The sequence below is a fragment of the Synechococcus sp. BL107 genome (assembly GCF_000153805.1).
Lineage (GTDB): Bacteria > Cyanobacteriota > Cyanobacteriia > PCC-6307 > Cyanobiaceae > Parasynechococcus.
In genome coordinates, this window is sequence record NZ_DS022298.1 from 1,209,045 (window position 1) to 1,229,130 (window position 20,086).

Sequence of the window (20,086 nt, forward strand, 5' to 3'; positions counted from 1 at the left end):
CGATTGGCTTCCTGTACGAATGGGCTCACGGAAACCCCTTTAAAGTGAAAGCGTTGTTTTTTTCGTTCGATCAGTGCCCCGAATCGGACTGATCGTGAACGATGGCAAGCCGTTGGCAGAACAAACGGCCGACACGATTCAGCAACGCTTAGAAGCGGCTGGTCAGGAGGTGGTTCGAGCCAGCAGTGCCGGTGGGATGGTCGGGTTCGCTAACCCCGATCAGCACCTGCGGATGCTGGGCTACAGCGCCTGCGTCCCTGAAGGATTTGATGAAACGATGGCCCTCGCGATCGTGCTGGGAGGGGATGGAACGGTGTTGTCCGCTGCACGCCAGACAGCGCCGGTGGGTGTGCCGATCCTCACGATCAATACGGGCCATCTGGGCTTTCTGGCAGAGGCCTATCTGGGGGATCTCGATCGAGCCCTAGAGGTGGTGCTTACCGAACAGTGGACGATTGAAGAGCGCAGCAATCTTGTGGTGAGTGTGATGCGGGGCGAGCAGCGTCGCTGGGAGGCGCTTTCGCTCAATGAGATGGCACTCCATCGAGAGCCGCTCACCAGCATGTGTCACTTCGAAATAGCGATCGGCCGTCACGCCCCTGTTGATATTGCCGCGGACGGGATCATCCTTGCGACGCCCACCGGTTCCACTGCTTACGCCCTGAGCGCGGGTGGACCGGTGATTACGCCCGATTGTCCAGTGCTGCAGCTCACGCCGATTGCCCCCCACTCCTTGGCGTCTCGGGCCCTCGTCTTCAGCGACCGTGAACCGGTCACCGTGTTCCCGGCAACCCCAGAACGACTGATCATGGTGGTGGATGGAACGGCCGGTTGTTACGTATGGCCGGAGGATCGTGTGTTGATCCGTCGCAGTGATCATCCGGTGCGTTTTGTACGGCTTGTGGACCACGAATTTTTCCAGGTGTTGCGCAACAAGCTCGGTTGGGGATTGCCGCACATCGCCAAGCCCGACAAGGAATGACGGAGGCGTTGCTGCTGCTGGTGGGAAGCAGTGCCGTTGCGCTCGCTCCCCGTCTGTTGGCTTCGGGCTACAGCACCGTCGACATGACGAACTTGGAGCTCACGGACTGGGCTGGGCTTACGAACCAAAGGCCAGTGGCCGCTGTTCTTGCTGCGGAGCAACGCGACGCCATTCCGATGCTGCGTCATCGTTTTGCTGGCTTGCCGCTTTTGCTCGATCTGGTGGTCGACAGCGTGGATGCTCGCGCTGAATTCCTGCAAACCGGAGCGGATGATTTTTGGTTGTCTGGCAGTGCCCCTAGCGATCTATTGATGCGGCTGCGGTTGCATTGCACCCTGTCGCAACGGCAGCCAAGCCGACCTTCGCTACTTCAATTGAAGAACGACGACCTTTGCTTGGATCCATCAACGCGGGAGGTTTGGCGCGGAGGTCGAGCCCTCGACCTCACAACACGGGAATTCATGTTGTTGCTCACCTTGCTGCAGCATCAGGGACGCGTTTTGAGCCGTGATCAGTTGCTGCAGCAGGTCTGGCAAGACGAGCGGGCCAGCAGTGGCAATGTTGTGGAGGTGTATGTGCGGTACTTGCGCCAAAAACTTGAGGCGGAGGGTGAAGGCAGGCTTCTGCACACCGTCCGGGGTCGTGGTTACTGTCTCGGCCCCCCGACAGCTGAGGGTTGAATGTCGATGGATGTCCCACCCGTCCTTCCGTTGCCCCAGCGGCTTCCGTTAACGGCGCAATGGTGCATCAAGCCGCAGCTCTGCGTTGCCTTGGAGGTGGCCCAGTCCCCTGAGCAGCAGAGTCTTGGCCTGATGCAACGTCCGCCATTGCCTCCCCTGCGCGGCATGTGGTTTCCGTTTAAGACTCCGCGGCCGCTGCGGTTCTGGATGCTGCATACCTTGGCGCCGCTGGACATGATTTTTGTGCGGGGGGACACCGTGGTGTCGATTCAGCCAAGGGTGCCCGTGTGCCCAGGGTTGCCTTGCCCCAGCTATGGCCCGCGTCAGTTGGCAGACGGGGTCGTGGAACTGGCGGCTGGGGAGGCGGAACGCCTGGGTATCAAGACGGGCGATCCAGTGCAGTTTAGCACGATTCCTTAGCTTTATTTGCACGATATCGTTACTGTTTCGTGCCACTTACTGTTAGGATTGGATTCATTGGCGCGAGTCGTGTGCCATCGCTAAGGGGTTGTCCGCGCCAGGCCTGGAGCTGGCTAATGCGGACGGTCATGTTGGCGTCCTCGAGTAACCGCCGCACACCACTGAGGCTCTCCACGGTGGCGAGCGGCACCACCACGATGCCCGTTGGCTCTAAGCGTTCCAAGACGAGTTGCAGCAACGTGTTGCGTTGGCGACCGCCGCCTCCTAGCAGCACACGGTTGGGTTGCTCGAGCCCCGCGGGGAGGTCTCCCTGCAAAAGATCGATGGCATTGGCTTCGAGCACCGCTGCTGGGCGTACACCCAACCGTTCGGCATTGGCCTTGATCAGTGCGGCGCCTCCAGCCCGTTGTTCGACCGCCATGAGTTGCAGTTGCGGCCGCAATCGCAACGCTTCGAGCCCAATGCTTCCTGTGCCGGCACCCAAATCCCAAAGCACCCCTTGCTCTGGAGGATTGAGATCGGCCAGCAGTTGGATGCGAATCTCCCGTTTGGTCATCAGACCTGGGTGGTCGCTGTGCTGCAGGTACACCCCATCATCGAGGCCAAAGAGGGGATAGGTCTTTGGATCTTGTGGCGCTGCTTCCTTGGCGATGAGCACTGCAATCAAGAGCCGATGCAGATCGAGGGGGAGATCGTCATCCGGTGTGATTTGCAGGATGCGTTCGTCCGGATGACCGAGGTTTTCGCAGAGCCAAAGGTCGTAGCTCGCTTCAAGCCCACTACTGGCGAGCATCTGTCTCACACCGATGGCGCCGCCTTGATTCGGATCGGTGAGAACAGCAAGCGCCGCAGGACGTTTCTGGAGAGCCTGGCTTAAGGCTTGGGGTTCTCGACCGTGCAGGCTCACCCACGTGGCGTCTTGCCAGGGGCGGCCAATGCGGGCAAAGGCCAGCTGCAGCGAGGTGGGGGCTGGGTGAAAGCGCAGACGCGCGGTGCCGAGCCGATCCCCCAGCATGCGGCCGATACCAAACCAGAGGGGATCGCCGCTCGCCAGCACCACGCCCGGGGCAGTCGCGTCTAAGTCCTTCAGGGCGTCCACCAAGAGGCGGGGATCGTCACTATCAATCAAGGGTTTGGGCTGATTGAGCCACGCGTTTAGCGCCGGCTGAAGTCGGCGCGGTGCGGCAATCCAGTGCGCCTCACGGATCAGTTGTTGCTGAGCCGTAGGCAAAGAGGCTGGTGCCCCGGCATCGGTGCCGATCACATCGATCATCCAGGCATTCTGGTGGTAGTTGATGCGTTGCCTATGGGTCATCGTCCCTCCCGTTCAGATCTCTTGGTGATTGCCGGTTTCATTCGGCCCCGGGTGCTTTGGCGAGGCTTGTTTGTGGGTCGCCCCTTTCTCTCGCATTGGTCGTCAGCGGTGATGATCACGCTGAGCGGCCTGATGGTGGAACCATTGGCCTGGCTGCAATCTCTGCAGATTCGTCGTCAGCTGAGGGCGCGCCAACTTCCGCCCGACCCGATCGTGGTGATGGGTCATTGGCGGAGTGGAACCACCTATCTGCATCAGCTGCTTGCCAGTGATCCTGCCGCGGCGACCGTGCGCAACTCCCTGATGGTGGCGCCACAGGTTGGTGTTCTGTTGCGACCGCTGATCGTTCCCATATTGGCCCGTTTGATGTCGGCGCGACGTCCCATTGATGCGGTGGCTTGGGAGCCGAAGGATCCTCAGGAAGATGAGCTTTGCATCGCCAAACTCACCATCGACACCAACATGGCGGGGGTGGCGTTTCCATTGGATTACCTCGTCCATTTTCGGCGGAGTGTTCTGCTCACCACCCGCCGCTTTGAACGTCTTTGGTTGTACATCACGCGCCTCACCTGGTTGCATGACGGTGCTGGACGGTCGCACCTGTTGATCAAGAACCCCGCCCACACAGCTCGGGTGCCCATGGTGTTGAAGCACTTCCCCAAGGCGCGGTTCATTCTTTTAAAGCGGGAGCCGCTTGATTCGATTCGTTCTCTGGTGCAGGTCAAGCAACGCATGTCTGGTCTTGTGGGGTTGCAACCGCTGCCCAGCGAGATCACTCAAGTTGAAGAAACCGTGACGGCCCACCGCGAGTTGATCCAGGCGTTCGAGGCGTCGCGTCATCTCATCCCCAAGGGTCAGTTGGTTGAAGTGGCTTTCTCTGATTTGGTCCGACAGCCTTTTCAAGAGGTGCAAAAGATCTATGAGACTTTTGGCCTTCAGAGTTGGACCACAGCGCAAGCACCTATTCGTCAACGGATCGAACAGTCGTCGACCTATCGGGCCGATCCTGTGGCCCTTGAGCCGCTAGCGGAGCAGCGCTTACGCGTGCTGTTGGGGGTGGAATGAACAGCGTTGAACGACAACAGCCAGAACGACGCCAGCCTGAACGACGACAGCGGTTGCATGAATTGGTGCTGGCCTTGATCGCCAGAGAAGAGGAGTTGCCATTGATGGATGAAGCATGGCCAGAGGCTTCGAGCGGAGCTGCTCCAGCCCGTTGGTTGGATCAGAACCGCCGCACCCTGCATCGCTATCAGGCCCTAGTGCGAACAGCGGTCACCCTCGATGCCCTCGTGGATGCGGAAGACGCGCCGCAGGATTTAACCCCTGGCTGATGCTCTCAAACCTGGCAATCTGGGGATATCTCTTGGCACTCCATGACTGGACTGGGTTTCTCCGCTTTGCGCGGGATGCTGCGCCGTGGTTCCAGTCCTTGGATCCCGCCATCAGCGAGTTGGAGCCGACCGTTTGGCCTCGGGTGGGACCAGCCCTACAGCGTCCGTTATGCGAGCAATCTCGATGATGGTCCGAACCACGGCATGCCGCTGGGGGGATTTGGTGCTGGATGCTTCGGCCGCGCCCCTGATGGCAATACCAACCTGTGGCACCTAGATGGTGGGGAACATTGGTTTGGAACGCTCCCCGATTGCCAGTTCTCTCTCTGGGAAAAGCAGGGGGATGATCTGCGCGCCCATGCCCTTGCCGTTTCGCCGGAGGGTGATGCGTCGCGTCCAGATGCTGCAGCATCGCTTCCGGCTTGGAGTTGGTACCCCGCTAGTACCGACCAATGCAGCACAGGCACCTACGCCGCCCGTTACCCGCTGAGTTGGACCCATTACGACGGGGTGTTTCGTTCCGGGGTGCTGTGTGAAGCGTTCAGCCCGATTCTCCCGGGGGATTACCAACGCAGCAGTTATCCGGTAGCGGTATTCCGTTGGCAGCTCGCGAATCCCACCGACCAGCCGTTGGAGTTGTCGTTGATGGTGAGTTGGCGAAACACCGTTGGTTGGTTCACCAATACCGATGCTGCAGCGGAAGTTCATTTCCGCGACGATGGCAGCCCTGAACACAACTATTCCCCGGCCATTGGCCGGGGCGAAGGCCAGCGCAACCGGGCCATCAATGAGCCAGGGGTCACCGGTGTTCTATTGGAGGGCCGATCGTCCGAGCCGATTGCAGAGGGGGAAGGCCAATGGTGTCTTGCGGTTCCCGACGATCTCGACGGCGTTGATGTGCTGCGTTGCAGCCGTTGGGATCCCTGCGGAGATGGCTCGGATATCTGGACTCCCTTTGCTGCAGAGGGAAGAATTCCGGAGAGCGATAACGATCGTGAGAGCCGCGCCGGCGAGCAGGCCAGTGCCGCCATGGTGGTGAAGTTCACTTTGGCTCCAGGGGAATCACGCGAGATTCCAGTGGTGATCAGCTGGGATCTACCGATCACAGCCTTTGCCTCCGGCTGTGCGGACCGCCGTCGTTACACCGACTTCTTTGGCAGCGATGGCCGAAATGCTGCTGCGATCGCAGCAGAAGCCTTAAGGGATTGGAGCGATTGGCGAGGGCGAATTGAGGCTTGGCAGCAACCCGTTCTGGAGCGAAAAGCATTGCCGGAGCCTGTGCGTATGGCCTTGTTCAATGAGCTCTACGACCTCTGTAGTGGTGGCAGCCTCTGGACGGCGGCGACGGCGAAGGATCCCTATGGCCGCTTTGGGGTTTTGGAGTGTCTTGACTACGCCTGGTACGAAAGCTTGGACGTTCGTTTGTACGGCTCCTTTGCGTTGCTTCAGCTTTGGCCCGAGTTGGATAAGGCTGTCTTGCGCAGTTTTTCCCGCGCGATTCCAGCCCGTGATGCCACCCAACGCCCCATCGGTTGGTACTTCACCCAAGGCCGGGGAAGGGTTGAGGCCGATCGCAAGGTGGCGGGTGCGACGCCCCACGACCTCGGTGCCCCGAATGAGGTGCCGTTTGATGCCACCAACTACACCGCCTATCAAGACTGCAACCTCTGGAAAGACCTGGCCAGCGACTTTGTTTTGCAGGTTTGGCGAACCTTCCAACTCGCTCCAACCGGCGAAGATTTGAATTTCCTGGCGGAGTGCTGGCCATCGGCGGTTCAAGCCTTGGATTACCTCAAGGGTTTTGACGTCAATGACGATGGTTTGCCGGACAACGGCGGTGCGCCGGATCAAACCTTTGATGATTGGCCCTTGAAAGGGGTTAGCGCCTATTGCGGGGCGCTATGGATCGCCGCGTTGGAAGCGGCATTGGCGATGGCGCAACGGCTGCAGCTCGACCTCGGTCTCGACACCACGGTGGAGCAACGACGCTTTGGTCAGTGGCTTGAACAGTCGAGGAGCAACTTTGATCGATTGCTCTGGAATGGCGAGTACTACGAAATCGATGCTGAAAGCGGAACGCCAGTGGTGATGGCGGATCAGCTCTGTGGCGATTTCTATGCGCGTTTGTTGGGTTTGCCGTCTGTGGTGAGTGACGCCAATGCCCTGAGCACCTTGAATGTGGTGCGGGAAGCCTGCTTTGAGCGTTTCGAGGCCGGAACGCTTGGCGTTGCTAACGGCTTACGACGCGATGGAACTCCACTCGATCCGAATGGAACGCATCCGCTTGAGGTGTGGACTGGAATCAATTTCGGGATTGCCAGCTATTTCCGTTTAATGGGCCAGAGCGATACGGCTTTAGCGATTACTGGAGCGGTGGTAAATCAGGTGTATTCCGGTGGCTTGCAGTTCCGAACGCCTGAGGCGATCACAGCTGTGAACACCTTCAGGGCCTGTCATTACCTGAGAGCAATGGCGATTTGGGGCTTGTGGGCCACCGAGACGGATTGGGCTGAAATCCCAGGTGCTTCTGAGCGTTGAAGCGTTGCACTTGGAGATTCGCCGAAAAAGAGGCGGTAGTCCCTAGCAAAATGGTTTCGGCTTTGGAAGCCGTAATGGGAAGAGATGCTCCGCACCGTGTGGTGCCCCATCCTGTGACGGATCTCGGGATGACTCAGGGCAAGTTGCACTTGTCCAAGCCGAATGTTTTTCATCAGGGTCATCGGCCCGAGGCCAAAAGTGGTTCGACAGTTCTGAACCAGTGACGAACGCGAGGCGAAAATTGTGGCGGAGAGATCATCCAATTTGATCGCATTGTTGGGGTTCTTGAGTCCCCAAATCAGCATGTCTCGCATCAATTGCGCTTGGTGGGTCGGCTCACCAGTGCTGCTGCTCATCACGACATTTGGATGAAAACATTCCAGCAGGGCACTTTCAATGAGGGTTTCTTGAAAGGCCCCATTCGTGTGATAGTTGGGTTGCAACAGTGTTTTGAGCTGTTTGAAATGCTTGGGTTGAAGTTGCAGGGAATTGTGACGATCTAGGCAGTCAACGAGTTTCTCTTCGCCATGGATTACAGCGAGGTCGTGGAGGCGTTGTGTTTTGAAGATCGCCATGGTGGTGTGGGCACCGGGCGACATTTGAAAATATGAGTCTTTGATTCGCGCGCTGAAGCCGTGAATGGTGGAGGGGTTGAGATGTTCGCCTCGAACGCGATGAAGCTCGATGTTGTTGGTCTGCTCAAGGCCAATAATCGAGTTTTCTGAGTTGCGATCCCCCTCCACCACCAAGGCCTGATTGGTGCGAATTGAGAGGATCGGAAGGGCTCTGCTTCCATACAACTCAAAACTGCCCCTCAGCTCGCCCGGGGTGATTTGAACAGCTTTAACGTCATATCCAACAGCAGCGAAGCAGGACTCAAACTCCCAAGTCGTCCGAAACGTCATGGTCCGGACGGCGCAATCACTCTGTTTCAGAGTTGGCTCATATTTCTGCTTATGCAGTTTTTGCATTTCTGGATTATCTCAGATTTCGTCGGTGATGGGTAAGCGATGAAATTTGGAGATTTTTGTTTCCCAAACCATTCATCAGAACGATTGGTCTGAGTAACGTTCCAGCCAAACACCCGGGAATGCGTCCAGATGCGCCGTTTGATCTGCTCTCTCTTGGCTGCTCTGGCGTTGTTGGTGTTAACGCCTGGCATTGCCTGGGCTCAGGTCCATCAGCATGAAAGCGAATCCGGTGTTGCCATGGTTCGATCGCTGGAGAGCCTCCGCGATCTGGATTACGACAGCTGGCAAGCGGTGGCCTATCGGGAGGGCAAACCCGGTGAACCCGTGGTACTCAGAATTGTTGGTTATCCCGGCAAATTGCGCCTCGACCATCCCGTCGGACTTCAGGTTTTAGCTGGACGCCGCACATGGCTCCTCGACGACATCACCTTGGATAATCCCGTTTTGGCCGGTGACGGTCGTGACGCTGCTGTCGAATTTGCTCTGGACCCCTTGCTCAACGATCTCACCAACAACCGACCCTTGCGCCTTGTTCTGCCTGGGGTGATTACGGAGTTGCCTGTGCCTCCCTATGTGGTGGGTGAGTGGCGCTCGCTTCAGGATTTGCCTTTGAGCTGATGTGGGATGCCTGGATGCGGCGGGCGTTGGCGTTGGCTGGCCTTGCCGATGGACACACCAGCCCGAATCCCCTTGTGGGGGCTGTTGTTCTCGATCGGCACGGCCGTTTGGTCGGGGAAGGATTTCATGCGCGGGCTGGTGAACCCCATGCTGAGGTGGGTGCCCTGGCTCAAGCCGGTGATCGAGCCAAAGGCGGAACACTTGTCGTCACCCTCGAACCCTGCTGTCACCACGGCCGCACCCCCCCTTGTTCCGAGGCTGTTTTACGGGCTGGTATCGCTCGGGTGGTGATTGCCCTTGAGGATCCAGATCCAAGGGTTGATGGGGGAGGGATGGCGCAACTCCGGGCCGCAGGGCTTGACGTGATCAGTGGGGTGTTGCAGGCCGAAGCCGCGTTTCAGAATCGGGCTTTTCTGCATCGGGTCCGCACCGGTCGTCCCTGGGGGACGCTCAAATGGGCGATGGGTCTGGATGGCCGCACAGCCTTGAGCAATGGCGAAAGCCAATGGATCAGCGGGCCAACGGCACGGCGCTGGGTGCATCAACTCCGCTCCAAATCAGATGCGGTGATCGTTGGTGGTGGCACCGTGCGTGCGGATGATCCATTGCTCACCAGCCGCGGACGGCGGAAGCCTGAACCTCTGCGGGTGGTGCTGAGTCGAAGCATGGAGCTGCCTGTAACAGCCCAGCTTTGGGATACATCGCTCGCTTCCACCCTGGTGGCCCATGGACCTGAAGCGCAGGAACAGCCGTTCCCGCATGGCCCGCAACGCCTACTGCTTTCAGCCTCTGAACCAAAGCCCTTGATGCAGGAGCTGGCGAACCGTGGTTGCAATCGTGTGCTCTGGGAGTGCGGTCCTGAGTTGGCAGCCGCTGCGATTCGTCAGGGTTGTATCCAAGAGGTTGCCGCTGTGGTGGCTCCCAAACTCATGGGAGGGGTTGCAGCGCGCACACCCCTCGGAGAGTTGGGTTTTACGGCCATGGATCAGGTGGTCGCAGGATCTTGTCTCAGCCCTGTGCCTTTGGGTGGCGATTGGCTGTTTCAGCTCAGGCTCACTCCTTAGGCCGCTGATCGGACTCGACGATGGTTCGCTCCAAGTTGCTGGCAAATCGACCGATCAGAACACCCATCACGGCAGCCAGGTAAAGCGGTCCGGCAATGCTGGTGGCCACACTCACCATTCTGGAGAGTGGCAGCATCGGATTGATATCTCCGAATCCCACGGTGGTCAGGCAAACGAAGGCGAAGTAGTTAATCGTCGAAAACACATGGGAGGTTGCAAACACACTCGTCCCCGCACCGATTGGGACGTTGAGCGGTCCGAAGCTGCCTGGCTGGATGGTTTCGAGGGCACTCATCACGAGGCCAGCGGTCAGGCCGATGTGGAGATAGCCCGCTGTGGCGCCCATCAATAAGGCTTCGCTCACCTTGGGTTCATCGGCGAAACGTTTAACCAGGCGGATCACACTCCAACCCACCAGCACACTCCAGCTCAGGGCGAGGGGAACACCGCTGTAGATCAATTCATGGGGGGTGAGCAGCCAGAGCCACATCGACACCACCGCCAAAATGCCAAGGCCGCGGTACAGCCGATCAGCCCAAACAGGGGCAAAGCTGTCGCGCACCATTAGCTGCGTCAGCGTGAGGGCGATCAAGGTGTAACCCACGTGGGTGGTCCAGATCAGTCGCGGAAAGGCGAAGCCCACCATCACGATCAAGGTGAACAGCAGCAGCAATTTGAGCTGCAATCCCCCTTTGCGTTGCAATCGCGAAGCCCACCTCAAAGCATCTCTCCAGCACTGCGTTCAGGGTCATCCCCCCTTCGTTGCTGTCAACCGTCTGGTTCGTCAATCGCCTTCGTCAATCGCCCTTGCAGAGAAGGGCTAAAGCAGATCGAGCTGTTTCGCTTCAGAGGTATTGCCAGAGGTAGGGATGCAGCTCCAACCCTGTTCAGCAACGGGAGAGAGCATCGGTTCAAGGGCATGGCGATGGTATTGGTCGCCGGGTTCCAGCCAAACCTCCTCAAGGCCGTTAGGAATGATCACGGGCATGCGGTTGTGTAGCGGTTTCACCAAGGCATTGGCCTGGGTGGTGATCACGCAGCAGGTTTCCACTTCGCTGCCATCGGGCCCCACCCAGCGATCCCAGAGCCCTGCCAGCCAAAACATCGCTTGGTCGTTCCGACCGATTTGATGGCCTTTTTCAAAAAAGCTGCTGCTGGGTAAGAGGCAACGGTGATGACGCCAGGGCCCTCGGAAGGAGGCTTTCTCCCCAATGCTTTCAGCCCTGGCATTGATGGGCCGATGACTGGCGACTGGATCTTTGGCCCAGCCCGGAAGCAGTCCCCACAGCATGTGTGCCGCCCGACTTTGGCCATGTTCCCGTCGGAGTGCCAGTACGGGCTCTCCAGGCCGAATCAGCGCCCGTGGGGCGTAATGCTTCAGCCATGCAGCGTCGTCTGCCTTCAGCCATGGCTTGAGACGACGCGCCAAGTCATCGGCCGTTGATTCGAGGCAGTAGCGACCACACATCCTCGAAACGTTAGGGGCCGTTCGGTTCTCACACCCATGGTGCCGTCACGCTTCGCGTCTTCCCTCGTAGCGTGACGTCAGTGCAGGCGTGGGCTATGCCGATCCGTCAGGACGACAACCAACCAAACCGTCGTTTCGGAATCATCAACCTGGTGTTGATCGGCTTCGGAGTGTTGCTGCTGGTGAGCAGCTTCATTCCAAGCAACGGCATGCAGCAGGTGCCGAGAGTTCCTTATTCGTTGTTTATCGACCAAGTGAATGACGGCGCCGTCAAACGGGCGTTCATCACGCAAGATCAAATTCGCTACGAGTTGTCGGCGCCAGAGGAGGGAACACCTCCTGTGTTGGCAACAACGCCAATTTTCGACATGGATCTCCCCCAACGCCTTGAAGCGAAGGGCGTTGAGTTCGCTGCAGCGCCCCCGAAAAAGCCCAATATCTTCACCACGATTCTGAGTTGGGTCGTCCCCCCACTAATTTTTATTCTCGTTCTTCAGTTCTTCGCCCGCCGCTCAATGGGTGGGGGTGCCCAGGGAGCCCTCAGCTTCACCAAGAGTAAAGCGAAGGTTTACGTCCCTGATGAAGAGTCACGCGTCACGTTTGCTGATGTGGCTGGCGTTGATGAAGCGAAAGATGAGCTCACAGAAATCGTTGATTTCCTCAAAACCCCTGAGCGTTATGCCGAAATTGGCGCTCGAATTCCAAAAGGCGTATTGCTAGTTGGCCCTCCTGGAACAGGCAAAACATTGCTCTCCAAGGCGGTAGCTGGGGAAGCAGAGGTTCCTTTTTTCATTATTTCCGGCTCTGAGTTCGTTGAGCTTTTCGTTGGCGCAGGCGCTGCTCGCGTTCGCGATCTGTTTGAAGAGGCCAAGAAAAAAGCCCCCTGCATCATCTTTATCGATGAACTTGATGCCATCGGCAAGAGCCGTTCTGGCTCCATGGGGGTTGTCGGTGGAAACGATGAGCGCGAGCAAACGCTCAATCAATTGCTCACGGAAATGGATGGTTTCACAGCCCAGGACAAGCCCGTCATTGTTCTTGCTGCCACCAACCAGCCCGAAGTTCTTGATGCCGCCCTGTTGCGTCCCGGTCGCTTCGATCGTCAAGTGCTGGTCGACCGCCCAGATCTCTCTGGTCGTAAAACGATCCTTGAGATCTATGCCAAAAAAGTGAAATTGGCTGAAGGTGTTGATCTGGACAATGTGGCGCAAGCCACGAGCGGCTTCGCTGGTGCAGATTTGGCCAACCTCGTCAATGAAGCTGCCCTACTGGCGGCTCGGGTGAAGCGCACACGTGTTGAGCAAAAAGATCTAGGTGAAGCCATTGAACGCGTTGTCGCTGGCTTGGAGAAGAAGAGTCGTGTGCTCCAAGACGACGAGAAAAAGGTGGTGGCGTACCACGAAGTTGGCCACGCGATCGTTGGTCATCTCATGCCAGGTGGCAGCAAAGTGGCGAAAATTTCGATCGTGCCTCGAGGTATGAGTGCCTTGGGTTACACGCTTCAACTCCCCACAGAAGAACGCTTCCTCAATTCCAAAGAAGACCTTCAGGGCCAGATCGCCACCCTCTTGGGCGGCCGCTCTGCTGAAGAGATCGTCTTCGGAAAAATCACGACCGGTGCCGCGAACGACCTCCAGCGGGCCACAGATCTTGCGGAGCAAATGGTCGGTACCTACGGGATGAGCGACACCCTTGGACCATTGGCCTACGACAAACAGGGGGGAGGTCGTTTCCTAGGTGGCAATAACAACCCTCGCCGTTCTGTGAGTGATGCCACGGCCCAAGCGATCGACCATGAAGTTCGTGGCCTCGTGGACAAGGCCCACGACGATGCCCTATCGATCCTTCGCCAAAACATGGGGCTGCTGGAAACCATTGCCCAAAAGATCCTTGAGAAAGAAGTGATTGAGGGCGACGATCTCAAACAGATGTTGGAGGCCAGTGTTCTTCCGGAAGGCGTCAGCGCTTGACGTGAACCCCTTTCATCCCCGATAACTGTCCTTTAGAGCGTTGCAATGGCTTTCGCTGCTGAAGGGGTTGCAGCCCCTCTCGTGGGGCTGCACGGTCGTGATTACCTCTCCTCTGCGGATGGTTCCGCCGCTGAAACGGCAGCGCTTCTCACGCTGGCGGCCCAGCTGAAATCAGGGGATCGACGTATTGATCTCGGCAATCGTGTTCTGGGATTGATCTTTACGAAGGCCTCTACCAGAACCCGGGTCAGCTTCCAAGTGGCAATGGCCCGGCTCGGTGGTCAGACGGTGGACCTGAACCCAACCGTGACGCAGCTTGGCCGCGGCGAACCATTGCAAGACACGGCGCGTGTGTTGAGTCGCTACTGCGATGCCTTAGCGATCCGAACCTTTGCGCAACAGGAACTCGTCGATTACGCCCACTGGTCATCCATTCCAGTGATCAATGCCCTCACCGACCTGGAACATCCCTGCCAAGCCCTGGCCGACTTCCTGACGATGTTGGAAGTGCATGGTGATCTTCCAGGACAAACGTTGGCTTACATCGGGGATGGCAACAATGTTGCCCACTCCCTAATGCTTTGTGGGGCCTTGCTCGGGGTGAACGTTCGGATTGGTTGTCCGGAGGGATTTGAACCGTTATCTGGGGTGTTGGAGCAGGCCAGATCCCTGGCACAACATGGAGCTTCAATTGAGATTTGCACTGATCCCGTCAAGGCCGTGGCGGGTGCCCAAGCGGTGTACACCGATGTATGGGCGTCGATGGGCCAGGAGGATGAGCAAGCTGAACGGGAGGCAGCCTTTGCCGCGTTCTGTGTGGATCAGGCCTTAATGGATCAAGCCGCCAAGGATGCGATTGTTCTGCATTGCTTGCCTGCGCACCGCGGCGAAGAGATCACTGCTGAAGTGATGGAGGGTGCCTCCAGTCGGATTTTTGATCAGGCCGAAAACCGACTTCATGCCCAGCAAGCGCTGCTGGCGGCACTGATGGGTGGCCTGTGATGGCTTGAGCTGGTCCATCCCCCTTGCAAGCAGGCTTGGTTGGGGGTACAAATGTATTGTTCAATGATTGATTGCTGGTGGCCGCCAACCCCCAGGAGGCTCTGACCTCCGCACAACAGGAGTTGTACGACTGGCTCGCCGATTACATCGGCACCCATCGCCATAGCCCTTCGATTCGTCAGATGATGCAAGCCATGGGCTTGCGGTCTCCAGCTCCAGTGCAGAGTCGCTTGCGCCATCTCCAACAGAAAGGTTGGATCACTTGGCAAGAAGGACAAGCCCGAACGCTGCAATTGCTCGGTGATGTGGCGGCGTCCGTTGGTATTCCCGTGTTGGGGGCCGTTGCTGCGGGTGGTTTGGTCGACACCTTTGACGATGTGCAAGATCACCTAGACCTGGCGCCAGTTTTAGAAACTCGAGGGTTGTTTGCCCTAACGGTGAATGGCGATTCGATGGTGGATGCCCATATCGCTGACGGTGATGTGGTGTTGATGGAGCCCGTGATCGACCCACAACGGCTCAGGGATGGCACGGTGGTGAGTGCATTGGTTGCTGGCAGCGGCACCACGCTTAAACATTTCCATCGCCAGGGCCCCACCGTTGTGCTGGAGGCAGCTAATCCGGCCTATTCCCCGATTGAGTTGCCAGCGGAACAGGTGCAAGTCCAAGGAAAGCTCGTCGCTGTTTGGCGCCAGGTTTAGGGGTCTTCACGGTGTAAAGTCCTCACGACGAAGGATTGCTCGAGGGCAATTCCAACGTTTTTGGGGCCATAGCTCAGCTGGTAGAGCCCCTGCATGGCATGCAGGGGGTCAGCGGTTCGAATCCGCTTGGCTCCATTTCAAGAATAAACCAGTCACTGACAGGGTTTTTTGGCGGCTTTTAAGGGCCGCCTTTTTAACGCCTAAATGGCTAAATATCACTTTTGATGCGCAAAATGGCGGTAAGCGGCTCTGCTGGCACAAAAAGTCGAAACACTCGGTTCAAGTGGGATGTGATGTCTTCACTCTTCAATCGACCCTCGGACATTCGTCGAGCGCAACAACTGGCCATGACGTCGCTAGTAACACTCGGGACAGCAGTTCTCTTCGGCTTGGTTAGTGCATTGAACTCTTGACAGCAACGCTTTATTAGGGCTGTTACTTCATCTTTCTGATTGTGTTCAACGCTCTTGGTTCAGTGATGAAATGGCTGTTCCTCAAAAAGCCTGATCAGTCAAAGGAGTCAACGCTTAAAGAGCGGACTCAGCAGACGGTTCGAGTCGATCAAGTGTCCGAGATTCATCGAGGTCCAAAAGGTGGCTTGTATCGAATCGATGCCAAGGGGAAGAAGGTTTACCTCAAGGCATCTGAGCAGCCAAAGCAAGGCAAGCCACGTCGAGCGAAACGGAGTCATTCCAAAGCGGCATAATTACTATTGGCGAAAGCTCTGAAAAGTAGAGAAAACTCTTAGCAATTGAGGAAAACTATGTGCTTTCCTTGAAGCCTTCCGCATCATTAGCTCGTACTGCCAACAGCAGTTCTTGCAGCAGGGCAAGGGTCATCTGAGTGTCGAGTGTCATTGCAGGTGGATGACTGCTTGGAATATCCCCCGCTGCAATAAAAAACCATCTTGCGACGGTGTGATGTTTATTTAGTGCCAGGTATCGAATGCCATTTAGGTGTGATTAGGCAGTGATCAAAGAAATAAAAAGCCCTGTTGAGCAAAAGAGCTGTGGATTAGCCGTTCCCAGCGATGCCATGCAATGCAAGCTGAATGATTGAGGCCCTGGTCTCATCTGATGCGTTGAGCTGTTACTAGTGCCCCCGGATGGTTCTGAGGACTAATCAGAGTTTGTTCAGTTCATCGTTTACTGCTGCGATGAATAGGGTCCATCGGGGAATGGAGAACCGATGGACTCGCAGCAGGGCTGCAGCTCCCCAAACGGCTCGGTGGGGCTGCTCCTTGCCGCAAGAGCGCAAACGGAGCTAGTACATCAGAGCTATGCAGCCCGATCTTGTCTGTTGATCATTCAGCGCCCGTCGTGATCAAAGAGGGTGAAGCCCTGTTCCAGTCGGTCAAGGCAGGTATGACGGTGATTGTGAAACTCCTGCCAGAAACTGGCCAGCCTGATCAGTCCGAAAGCTGGTGGATGGCAGACGTGATCTTTGTGAAGGGAGGTGCACGGAATCCCAAGGCGCCGACCTTGTTCCAAGTGGCCGATGTGGATTCGGGCGTGGTCCGTTGGGTCAACGCTGATCTGGTGACTCACATCATTCCCATGGGTTTGAACCTCAGCCGGAAGCACGTCGGATCGTGATTAACGACTAATAGCCCCGCCTTGTGACGGGGCTATTGATGTTTTGTCGGGAGATAGCTGGCGATAATCAACGCCAGCTGCTTGCTACTAGGTGCTTGCTCTCTCCTAATGCCATGAATGGTCTCGATAGCTGAAAACATGGTCAATACTGCTTCGACCATCTCACGCAAATGTGCGATGCTTTGCTCAAAGCTTTGTCGCCATATCTCCAGCTTGAAGAATCAAGTTTCGATGAGAGATTGGTGATTGATCCGACGTATTGAACACGAACTTGACTTCCAAACAGCTCTTGATCGAGGAGGCGAGACTTGGCTTTTAGCCGAGTATCGGAGCTAGTAAGAAATGAAGGCAGATAGATATAAATGCGCCTAATGCGATGGTGGGAAGCGTAAAATTCATGCAGTCTCCCTTGTTGTATGACACTTTATAGCTTGAGTTTAGGTAGTTTGCATCATAAACTACAAAAAACTTCTTAAGAGTAATTGTACTTATGCGTCTCAATTGTTGGTATTGGTGCTGGTCGTGCTGCAATCAATGGCCTATAAGCTCGTCTGTTCCTCTTCAAAAGCTTGTCGTCGTTTCATTTGAGCACTGAAAGAGATCGGGCTTTAAGTGAGTTCAGCCGTCGCCAGCACAGCCGCTCCATTCATTGCATGGCTGTTCCCAAAACACCCGTAGCAAGCCATTGGGTGATCGAAACACGATTCCGCCGTAGCCGTTGGTGCGTGTATAAAACTTGCCTTGATGCTCAGAGGTAAATCGATATTCGATACTCCCGCGGTACACGCTCACGTTCCCGCCCGACTGGCTGAAGCTGCATCTCTTCGTTTCAGTGGGTTGCTGACCGGTTTGCTGCGTGAAGCACCAAATTTCAGCGGTGTCGGCCATTGCAGGGGTTGCTATGGCGGCGAAAGTGATGGCAACAGTTGCCAGAGTGATGCGGATCATCGGCAATCAGAAGAGTTAGAGGTGAATCAACGGAATGGCCTCAAGCTGTCTTTGGTTGTGGTTTCAGCCCCCATCGACTTGGCAACCAAGCATCGCTCCCGCTGCTCCACCAACGGGTACGCCAATCCAGCGGCCATCCCCCCGCGATAAAGCCGCTCCTGCAGCACTACCGAGAAGTCCACCAAGAATGCTCCCTTCGATGCAGCTGTTGTCATCAACTGTTGGCGCCTTCGATGAATGTTCAGGCGCTGAGGGCATGCGAGCAGAAGGATTTGAACGGCAGGGGATTTCAACCTTTTCGGTCCAATGGCGAACATGTCCTGGCTTGTCTGGGGTGCCGGGGACATATTCCTCTCGGTACTCATCGCGAAAGCACTGTGAACTTGTTGAGTATCCAGGCTGATACGTCGTTTCAGCGAAGAGCGGCTCCCCAACCGACCATGAAAGTGGCAGAGCCAATAGAGCAGAGATCAAGCGTTTCACAACATCACCTCGACGACTTAAGAATCCTGCATCGAAAAAGGTTTGGGATCAAGCCCGAATTTGCTACATCCGATCACCAAAACGCAGGCGATGATTCAGACGGCTTACTCGTGATGGAGAGTCTGCTCAGTTCCGATGGCTGATGAGGAACAACGTTTGGGAACTTAATTATTGGCTAGTGGTATCCGTGGATAGCTGAAAATAGGTATTAAAATATTTAGATTATAGTTTATTTATTGGCTTGGATGGCCTCATTTTATCGTTAAGCTTGAGTGAGGGGTGAAGAATTGATTCTTGATCAATGGTTGTCGTTGCTCATACATTGATTAGGGAAAATTAGCGCATCAAAGCCAGCCGTTTTAGATGGTTTTGATGCGCTGCCCCCATTTTGATGGAGGCCAGATCAGCTGTAGGCTTTGGCCATTAGAGGTCCAGCTTGATCGTCGGTCAGCACTGGTGTCACCTCCCAATCGAGGCATTCAGCCCATTCGGCAGCATGTTCATAGCAAGCGTCCGCAGTATCGGCTTCAACCAAAATCCAACCTTCGACGGAACCCGGAGCATGGAATCTCTTCCATGACTTGCATTCAGGAAACGGAGCCCCGGTGGCTAAGAACTTCTTGGCGGCAATTTCGTGGTAACCAGTCTTAAAAGACCAGTGCATTAAAAAGGTCATGCGAGATGAATTGACACTCAGACAATGACAGTATCTTGCGTCTTTGTCCGTTACGAATCGAACCTTGGTGTTGTGTCAAAAGCCTCCAAAGCGAAGGCAAACTTCCAAAGCCCCTAAACCAATGAGGAAGGAGCCACCAAGCAAAGCTAATTCTTTTGGCGTTTGTACCATTGGAATGAGGGCAGAGCCCGTGAGCAACACTCCAAAAAAATCTAGAGTAATTCCGATGCTCCAACATTTCTGTTGATTGCAATTTCGAGCTTGCCGATGCACTGATTTACGCAAGTTCATGAAATCTGCGCAACAACCTGACGCTTCGGCTGGCTTACTCAATAGAACTAAATGCTTTGAGCGAGGAAAAATTGATTGGTCGCTTAATAGGTTGCGCTTGTGATGGAGTGATTGCGGTTGTCGTGCCAATCACTCGTTGAGGGTTCAACAATTCCTCAGGATCCCCCAAATGGGTGATGACGCATAAGGGTTTCGCTGGGATCGTGAGAGCACAGGCATCACTCTTCATGCTCATGTCCGAGGAAGATCTGAACCACGACGGAATCCTTCATCTTGCAAAACATCTTGCATAGAAAATAAATCCTGCAAGCGATTTTTCAAGTATTTCTTATCGCAATAATGATGATTTTTATCGCTCTACTGGGCATCGTCGTCTCCGTGAATGCCGTACGAGCTATCAACCAAGACCTAACAACGACCAAGACTGAAGCGCGCCAGCCCAACGAACACAAGATCCCATAGGGAGACCTTCATCGAATCATTTAGAAAGCAGGAGTAAGGCTGGAACCACACCCATTGTTGTTTCGAATATTCAAAATTACAATTTTGATCGTATTGGCCAGCATTGGATCACCAAAAGTGCCACAAGGATGCCGAGGGCTACATCAATAAAGCGGGTCGCTGCCGTCACCCAAATTGCGGCTTGATTAGCCTCGGTGACCACCACGGTAAAAGCGATCGCTCCGAACCGTAATGAGCTCGGATGCAGTCTTGCTGCATTGCAAAGATATCCCAACAGTCCAATACAGAGTCCATAGGCCAAGAGTGATTGTGGAACAAAACTCACTTGAATAGCCGCCAACACAACGCCGAGAAGTGTTCCAATTAAGCGACGTCGGGCGGTTTCAAAGGCACGATCAAAGGCCTCTAGAGAACAAACAATGGCTGATATTGGCGCCCAGTACGCATCTGGGAGCTTCAGCGCTTGGGCCGTCGCTAAAGCAAGAACGGCTGCGATCGCAATTTGTAGGGAGGAGCTGATCGAAGCCCTGCTCATCATGACCGAGCTCCTTTTTTGATAGATCAACAA

Annotated in this window: 21 protein-coding genes and 1 tRNA gene; 14 read left to right on the plus strand and 8 right to left on the minus strand. The window is 55.9% G+C overall.

Annotated elements, in window-relative coordinates; translation table 11 throughout:
- Positions 1-73 precede the first annotated feature (73 nt).
- From BL107_RS06290 to BL107_RS06300, 3 genes are read left to right on the plus strand one after another with little or no spacing between them, the layout of a single operon-like run.
- Positions 74-982, plus strand: a complete 909-nt coding sequence (locus tag BL107_RS06290) for an NAD(+) kinase (RefSeq protein WP_009789444.1) — start codon at positions 74-76, stop codon at positions 980-982.
- Positions 979-1,662, plus strand: coding sequence for a winged helix-turn-helix domain-containing protein (locus BL107_RS06295; protein ID WP_009789445.1), 684 nt, complete (start codon positions 979-981; stop codon positions 1,660-1,662). Before BL107_RS06290 ends, BL107_RS06295 begins: the two co-directional genes overlap by 4 nt.
- Before the next feature lie 6 nt (positions 1,663-1,668).
- Positions 1,669-2,082 carry a DUF192 domain-containing protein gene (locus tag BL107_RS06300; protein WP_037988185.1) on the plus strand — a complete coding sequence of 138 codons (414 nt, stop codon included), beginning with the start codon at positions 1,669-1,671 and terminating at the stop codon, positions 2,080-2,082.
- 19 nt (positions 2,083-2,101) lie between these two features.
- On the opposite strand, the gene BL107_RS06305 is transcribed toward BL107_RS06300, so the two are convergent.
- A complete protein-coding gene (locus BL107_RS06305) occupies positions 2,102-3,355 on the minus strand; it encodes a bifunctional cobalt-precorrin-7 (C(5))-methyltransferase/cobalt-precorrin-6B (C(15))-methyltransferase (protein WP_009789447.1) in 1,254 nt (417 codons plus the stop codon).
- 33 nt (positions 3,356-3,388) lie between these two features.
- Here BL107_RS06305 and BL107_RS06310 point away from each other — a divergent pair, with 33 nt between their 5' ends.
- The 3 genes from BL107_RS06310 to BL107_RS06320 are packed head-to-tail and all read left to right on the plus strand — an operon-like array spanning position 3,389 to position 7,269.
- Positions 3,389-4,462 (plus strand): sulfotransferase, encoded by a 1,074-nt coding sequence (locus BL107_RS06310; RefSeq protein ID WP_009789448.1) that lies wholly within the window; start codon positions 3,389-3,391, stop codon positions 4,460-4,462.
- Entirely contained in the window at positions 4,459-4,731 is a 273-nt protein-coding gene (locus BL107_RS06315) for a hypothetical protein (RefSeq protein ID WP_009789449.1), read from the plus strand. The genes BL107_RS06310 and BL107_RS06315 overlap by 4 nt, the downstream gene beginning before the upstream one ends.
- Positions 4,732-4,773: 42 nt before the next feature.
- Positions 4,774-7,269, plus strand: a complete 2,496-nt coding sequence (locus BL107_RS06320) for a GH116 family glycosyl hydrolase (RefSeq protein WP_037988186.1) — start codon at positions 4,774-4,776, stop codon at positions 7,267-7,269.
- On the opposite strand, the gene BL107_RS06325 is transcribed toward BL107_RS06320, so the two are convergent.
- Positions 7,188-8,174, minus strand: a complete 987-nt coding sequence (locus tag BL107_RS06325; RefSeq protein ID WP_232192812.1) for a helix-turn-helix domain-containing protein — start codon at positions 8,172-8,174, stop codon at positions 7,188-7,190. The genes BL107_RS06320 and BL107_RS06325 overlap by 82 nt on opposite strands.
- Positions 8,175-8,369: 195 nt before the next feature.
- Here BL107_RS06325 and BL107_RS06330 point away from each other — a divergent pair, with 195 nt between their 5' ends.
- Positions 8,370-8,858, plus strand: a complete 489-nt coding sequence (locus tag BL107_RS06330; RefSeq protein ID WP_009789453.1) for a DUF3122 domain-containing protein — start codon at positions 8,370-8,372, stop codon at positions 8,856-8,858.
- Complete coding sequence (gene ribD / locus BL107_RS06335) at positions 8,858-9,922, plus strand: bifunctional diaminohydroxyphosphoribosylaminopyrimidine deaminase/5-amino-6-(5-phosphoribosylamino)uracil reductase RibD (RefSeq protein WP_009789454.1); 1,065 nt, start codon at positions 8,858-8,860, stop codon at positions 9,920-9,922. The genes BL107_RS06330 and ribD overlap by 1 nt, the downstream gene beginning before the upstream one ends.
- On the opposite strand, the gene BL107_RS06340 is transcribed toward ribD, so the two are convergent.
- Both BL107_RS06340 and BL107_RS06345 read right to left on the minus strand, forming a co-directional pair.
- Positions 9,912-10,625: a potassium channel family protein gene (locus BL107_RS06340; RefSeq protein ID WP_009789455.1), complete on the minus strand. Its 714-nt coding sequence runs from the start codon at positions 10,623-10,625 to the stop codon at positions 9,912-9,914. The genes ribD and BL107_RS06340 overlap by 11 nt on opposite strands.
- A gap of 117 nt (positions 10,626-10,742) precedes the next feature.
- A complete protein-coding gene (locus tag BL107_RS06345) occupies positions 10,743-11,390 on the minus strand; it encodes an SOS response-associated peptidase (protein WP_009789456.1) in 648 nt (215 codons plus the stop codon).
- Between the two features lie 95 nt (positions 11,391-11,485).
- Here BL107_RS06345 and ftsH point away from each other — a divergent pair, with 95 nt between their 5' ends.
- The 6 genes from ftsH (at position 11,486) to BL107_RS06375 (ending at position 16,658) form a co-directional block, all read left to right on the plus strand.
- The gene (gene ftsH / locus BL107_RS06350; RefSeq protein ID WP_009789457.1) at positions 11,486-13,360 is read left to right on the plus strand and encodes an ATP-dependent zinc metalloprotease FtsH; all 1,875 of its coding nucleotides are present in this window, start codon (positions 11,486-11,488) and stop codon (positions 13,358-13,360) included.
- Between the two features lie 45 nt (positions 13,361-13,405).
- On the plus strand, positions 13,406-14,362 hold the full coding sequence (gene argF, locus BL107_RS06355) for an ornithine carbamoyltransferase (protein ID WP_009789458.1): 957 nt from the start codon (positions 13,406-13,408) through the stop codon (positions 14,360-14,362).
- Positions 14,363-14,439: 77 nt separating this feature from the next.
- On the plus strand, positions 14,440-15,063 hold the full coding sequence (lexA, locus tag BL107_RS06360; protein ID WP_156779405.1) for a transcriptional repressor LexA: 624 nt from the start codon (positions 14,440-14,442) through the stop codon (positions 15,061-15,063).
- Positions 15,064-15,125: 62 nt separating this feature from the next.
- A tRNA-Ala gene (locus BL107_RS06365) sits at positions 15,126-15,198 on the plus strand.
- A gap of 343 nt (positions 15,199-15,541) precedes the next feature.
- The gene (locus BL107_RS06370; protein ID WP_009789460.1) at positions 15,542-15,769 is read left to right on the plus strand and encodes a hypothetical protein; all 228 of its coding nucleotides are present in this window, start codon (positions 15,542-15,544) and stop codon (positions 15,767-15,769) included.
- A 586-nt stretch (positions 15,770-16,355) separates the two neighbouring features.
- Positions 16,356-16,658 carry a DUF3104 domain-containing protein gene (locus BL107_RS06375; protein WP_050749835.1) on the plus strand — a complete coding sequence of 101 codons (303 nt, stop codon included), beginning with the start codon at positions 16,356-16,358 and terminating at the stop codon, positions 16,656-16,658.
- 618 nt (positions 16,659-17,276) lie between these two features.
- Here the strand turns inward: BL107_RS06375 and BL107_RS06380 are convergent.
- The 4 genes from BL107_RS06380 to BL107_RS06400 form a co-directional block, all read right to left on the minus strand.
- Entirely contained in the window at positions 17,277-17,606 is a 330-nt protein-coding gene (locus BL107_RS06380; protein ID WP_009789463.1) for a hypothetical protein, read from the minus strand.
- A gap of 63 nt (positions 17,607-17,669) precedes the next feature.
- Positions 17,670-17,864, minus strand: a complete 195-nt coding sequence (locus BL107_RS13080) for a glycine zipper 2TM domain-containing protein (protein WP_342453342.1) — start codon at positions 17,862-17,864, stop codon at positions 17,670-17,672.
- Positions 17,865-18,492: 628 nt separating this feature from the next.
- Positions 18,493-18,765 (minus strand): DUF3303 domain-containing protein, encoded by a 273-nt coding sequence (locus tag BL107_RS06390; RefSeq protein WP_037988193.1) that lies wholly within the window; start codon positions 18,763-18,765, stop codon positions 18,493-18,495.
- Between the two features lie 829 nt (positions 18,766-19,594).
- Complete coding sequence (locus tag BL107_RS06400) at positions 19,595-20,053, minus strand: aromatic acid exporter family protein (RefSeq protein ID WP_050749869.1); 459 nt, start codon at positions 20,051-20,053, stop codon at positions 19,595-19,597.
- Positions 20,054-20,086 lie beyond the last annotated feature (33 nt).

Excerpts from the sequence above, each read along its gene's own strand:
- BL107_RS06295 (WP_009789445.1), top strand. The coding sequence starts at position 979 with ATGACGGAGGCGTTGCTGCTGCTGGTGGGAAGCAGTGCCGTTGCGCTC.
- BL107_RS06300 (WP_037988185.1), top strand. The coding sequence starts at position 1,669 with ATGGATGTCCCACCCGTCCTTCCGTTGCCCCAGCGGCTTCCGTTAACG.
- BL107_RS06305 (WP_009789447.1), bottom strand. The coding sequence starts at position 3,355 with ATGATCGATGTGATCGGCACCGATGCCGGGGCACCAGCCTCTTTGCCT.
- BL107_RS06310 (WP_009789448.1), top strand. The coding sequence starts at position 3,389 with ATGGGTCATCGTCCCTCCCGTTCAGATCTCTTGGTGATTGCCGGTTTC.
- BL107_RS06315 (WP_009789449.1), top strand. The coding sequence starts at position 4,459 with ATGAACAGCGTTGAACGACAACAGCCAGAACGACGCCAGCCTGAACGA.
- BL107_RS06320 (WP_037988186.1), top strand. The coding sequence starts at position 4,774 with ATGACTGGACTGGGTTTCTCCGCTTTGCGCGGGATGCTGCGCCGTGGT.
- BL107_RS06325 (WP_232192812.1), bottom strand. The coding sequence starts at position 8,174 with ATGACGTTTCGGACGACTTGGGAGTTTGAGTCCTGCTTCGCTGCTGTT.
- BL107_RS06330 (WP_009789453.1), top strand. The coding sequence starts at position 8,370 with ATGCGCCGTTTGATCTGCTCTCTCTTGGCTGCTCTGGCGTTGTTGGTG.
- ribD (WP_009789454.1), top strand. The coding sequence starts at position 8,858 with ATGTGGGATGCCTGGATGCGGCGGGCGTTGGCGTTGGCTGGCCTTGCC.
- BL107_RS06345 (WP_009789456.1), bottom strand. The coding sequence starts at position 11,390 with ATGTGTGGTCGCTACTGCCTCGAATCAACGGCCGATGACTTGGCGCGT.
- ftsH (WP_009789457.1), top strand. The coding sequence starts at position 11,486 with ATGCCGATCCGTCAGGACGACAACCAACCAAACCGTCGTTTCGGAATC.
- argF (WP_009789458.1), top strand. The coding sequence starts at position 13,406 with ATGGCTTTCGCTGCTGAAGGGGTTGCAGCCCCTCTCGTGGGGCTGCAC.
- BL107_RS06370 (WP_009789460.1), top strand. The coding sequence starts at position 15,542 with ATGAAATGGCTGTTCCTCAAAAAGCCTGATCAGTCAAAGGAGTCAACG.
- BL107_RS06380 (WP_009789463.1), bottom strand. The coding sequence starts at position 17,606 with ATGATCCGCATCACTCTGGCAACTGTTGCCATCACTTTCGCCGCCATA.
- BL107_RS13080 (WP_342453342.1), bottom strand. The coding sequence starts at position 17,864 with ATGCCCTCAGCGCCTGAACATTCATCGAAGGCGCCAACAGTTGATGAC.
- BL107_RS06390 (WP_037988193.1), bottom strand. The coding sequence starts at position 18,765 with ATGACCTTTTTAATGCACTGGTCTTTTAAGACTGGTTACCACGAAATT.
- BL107_RS06400 (WP_050749869.1), bottom strand. The coding sequence starts at position 20,053 with ATGAGCAGGGCTTCGATCAGCTCCTCCCTACAAATTGCGATCGCAGCC.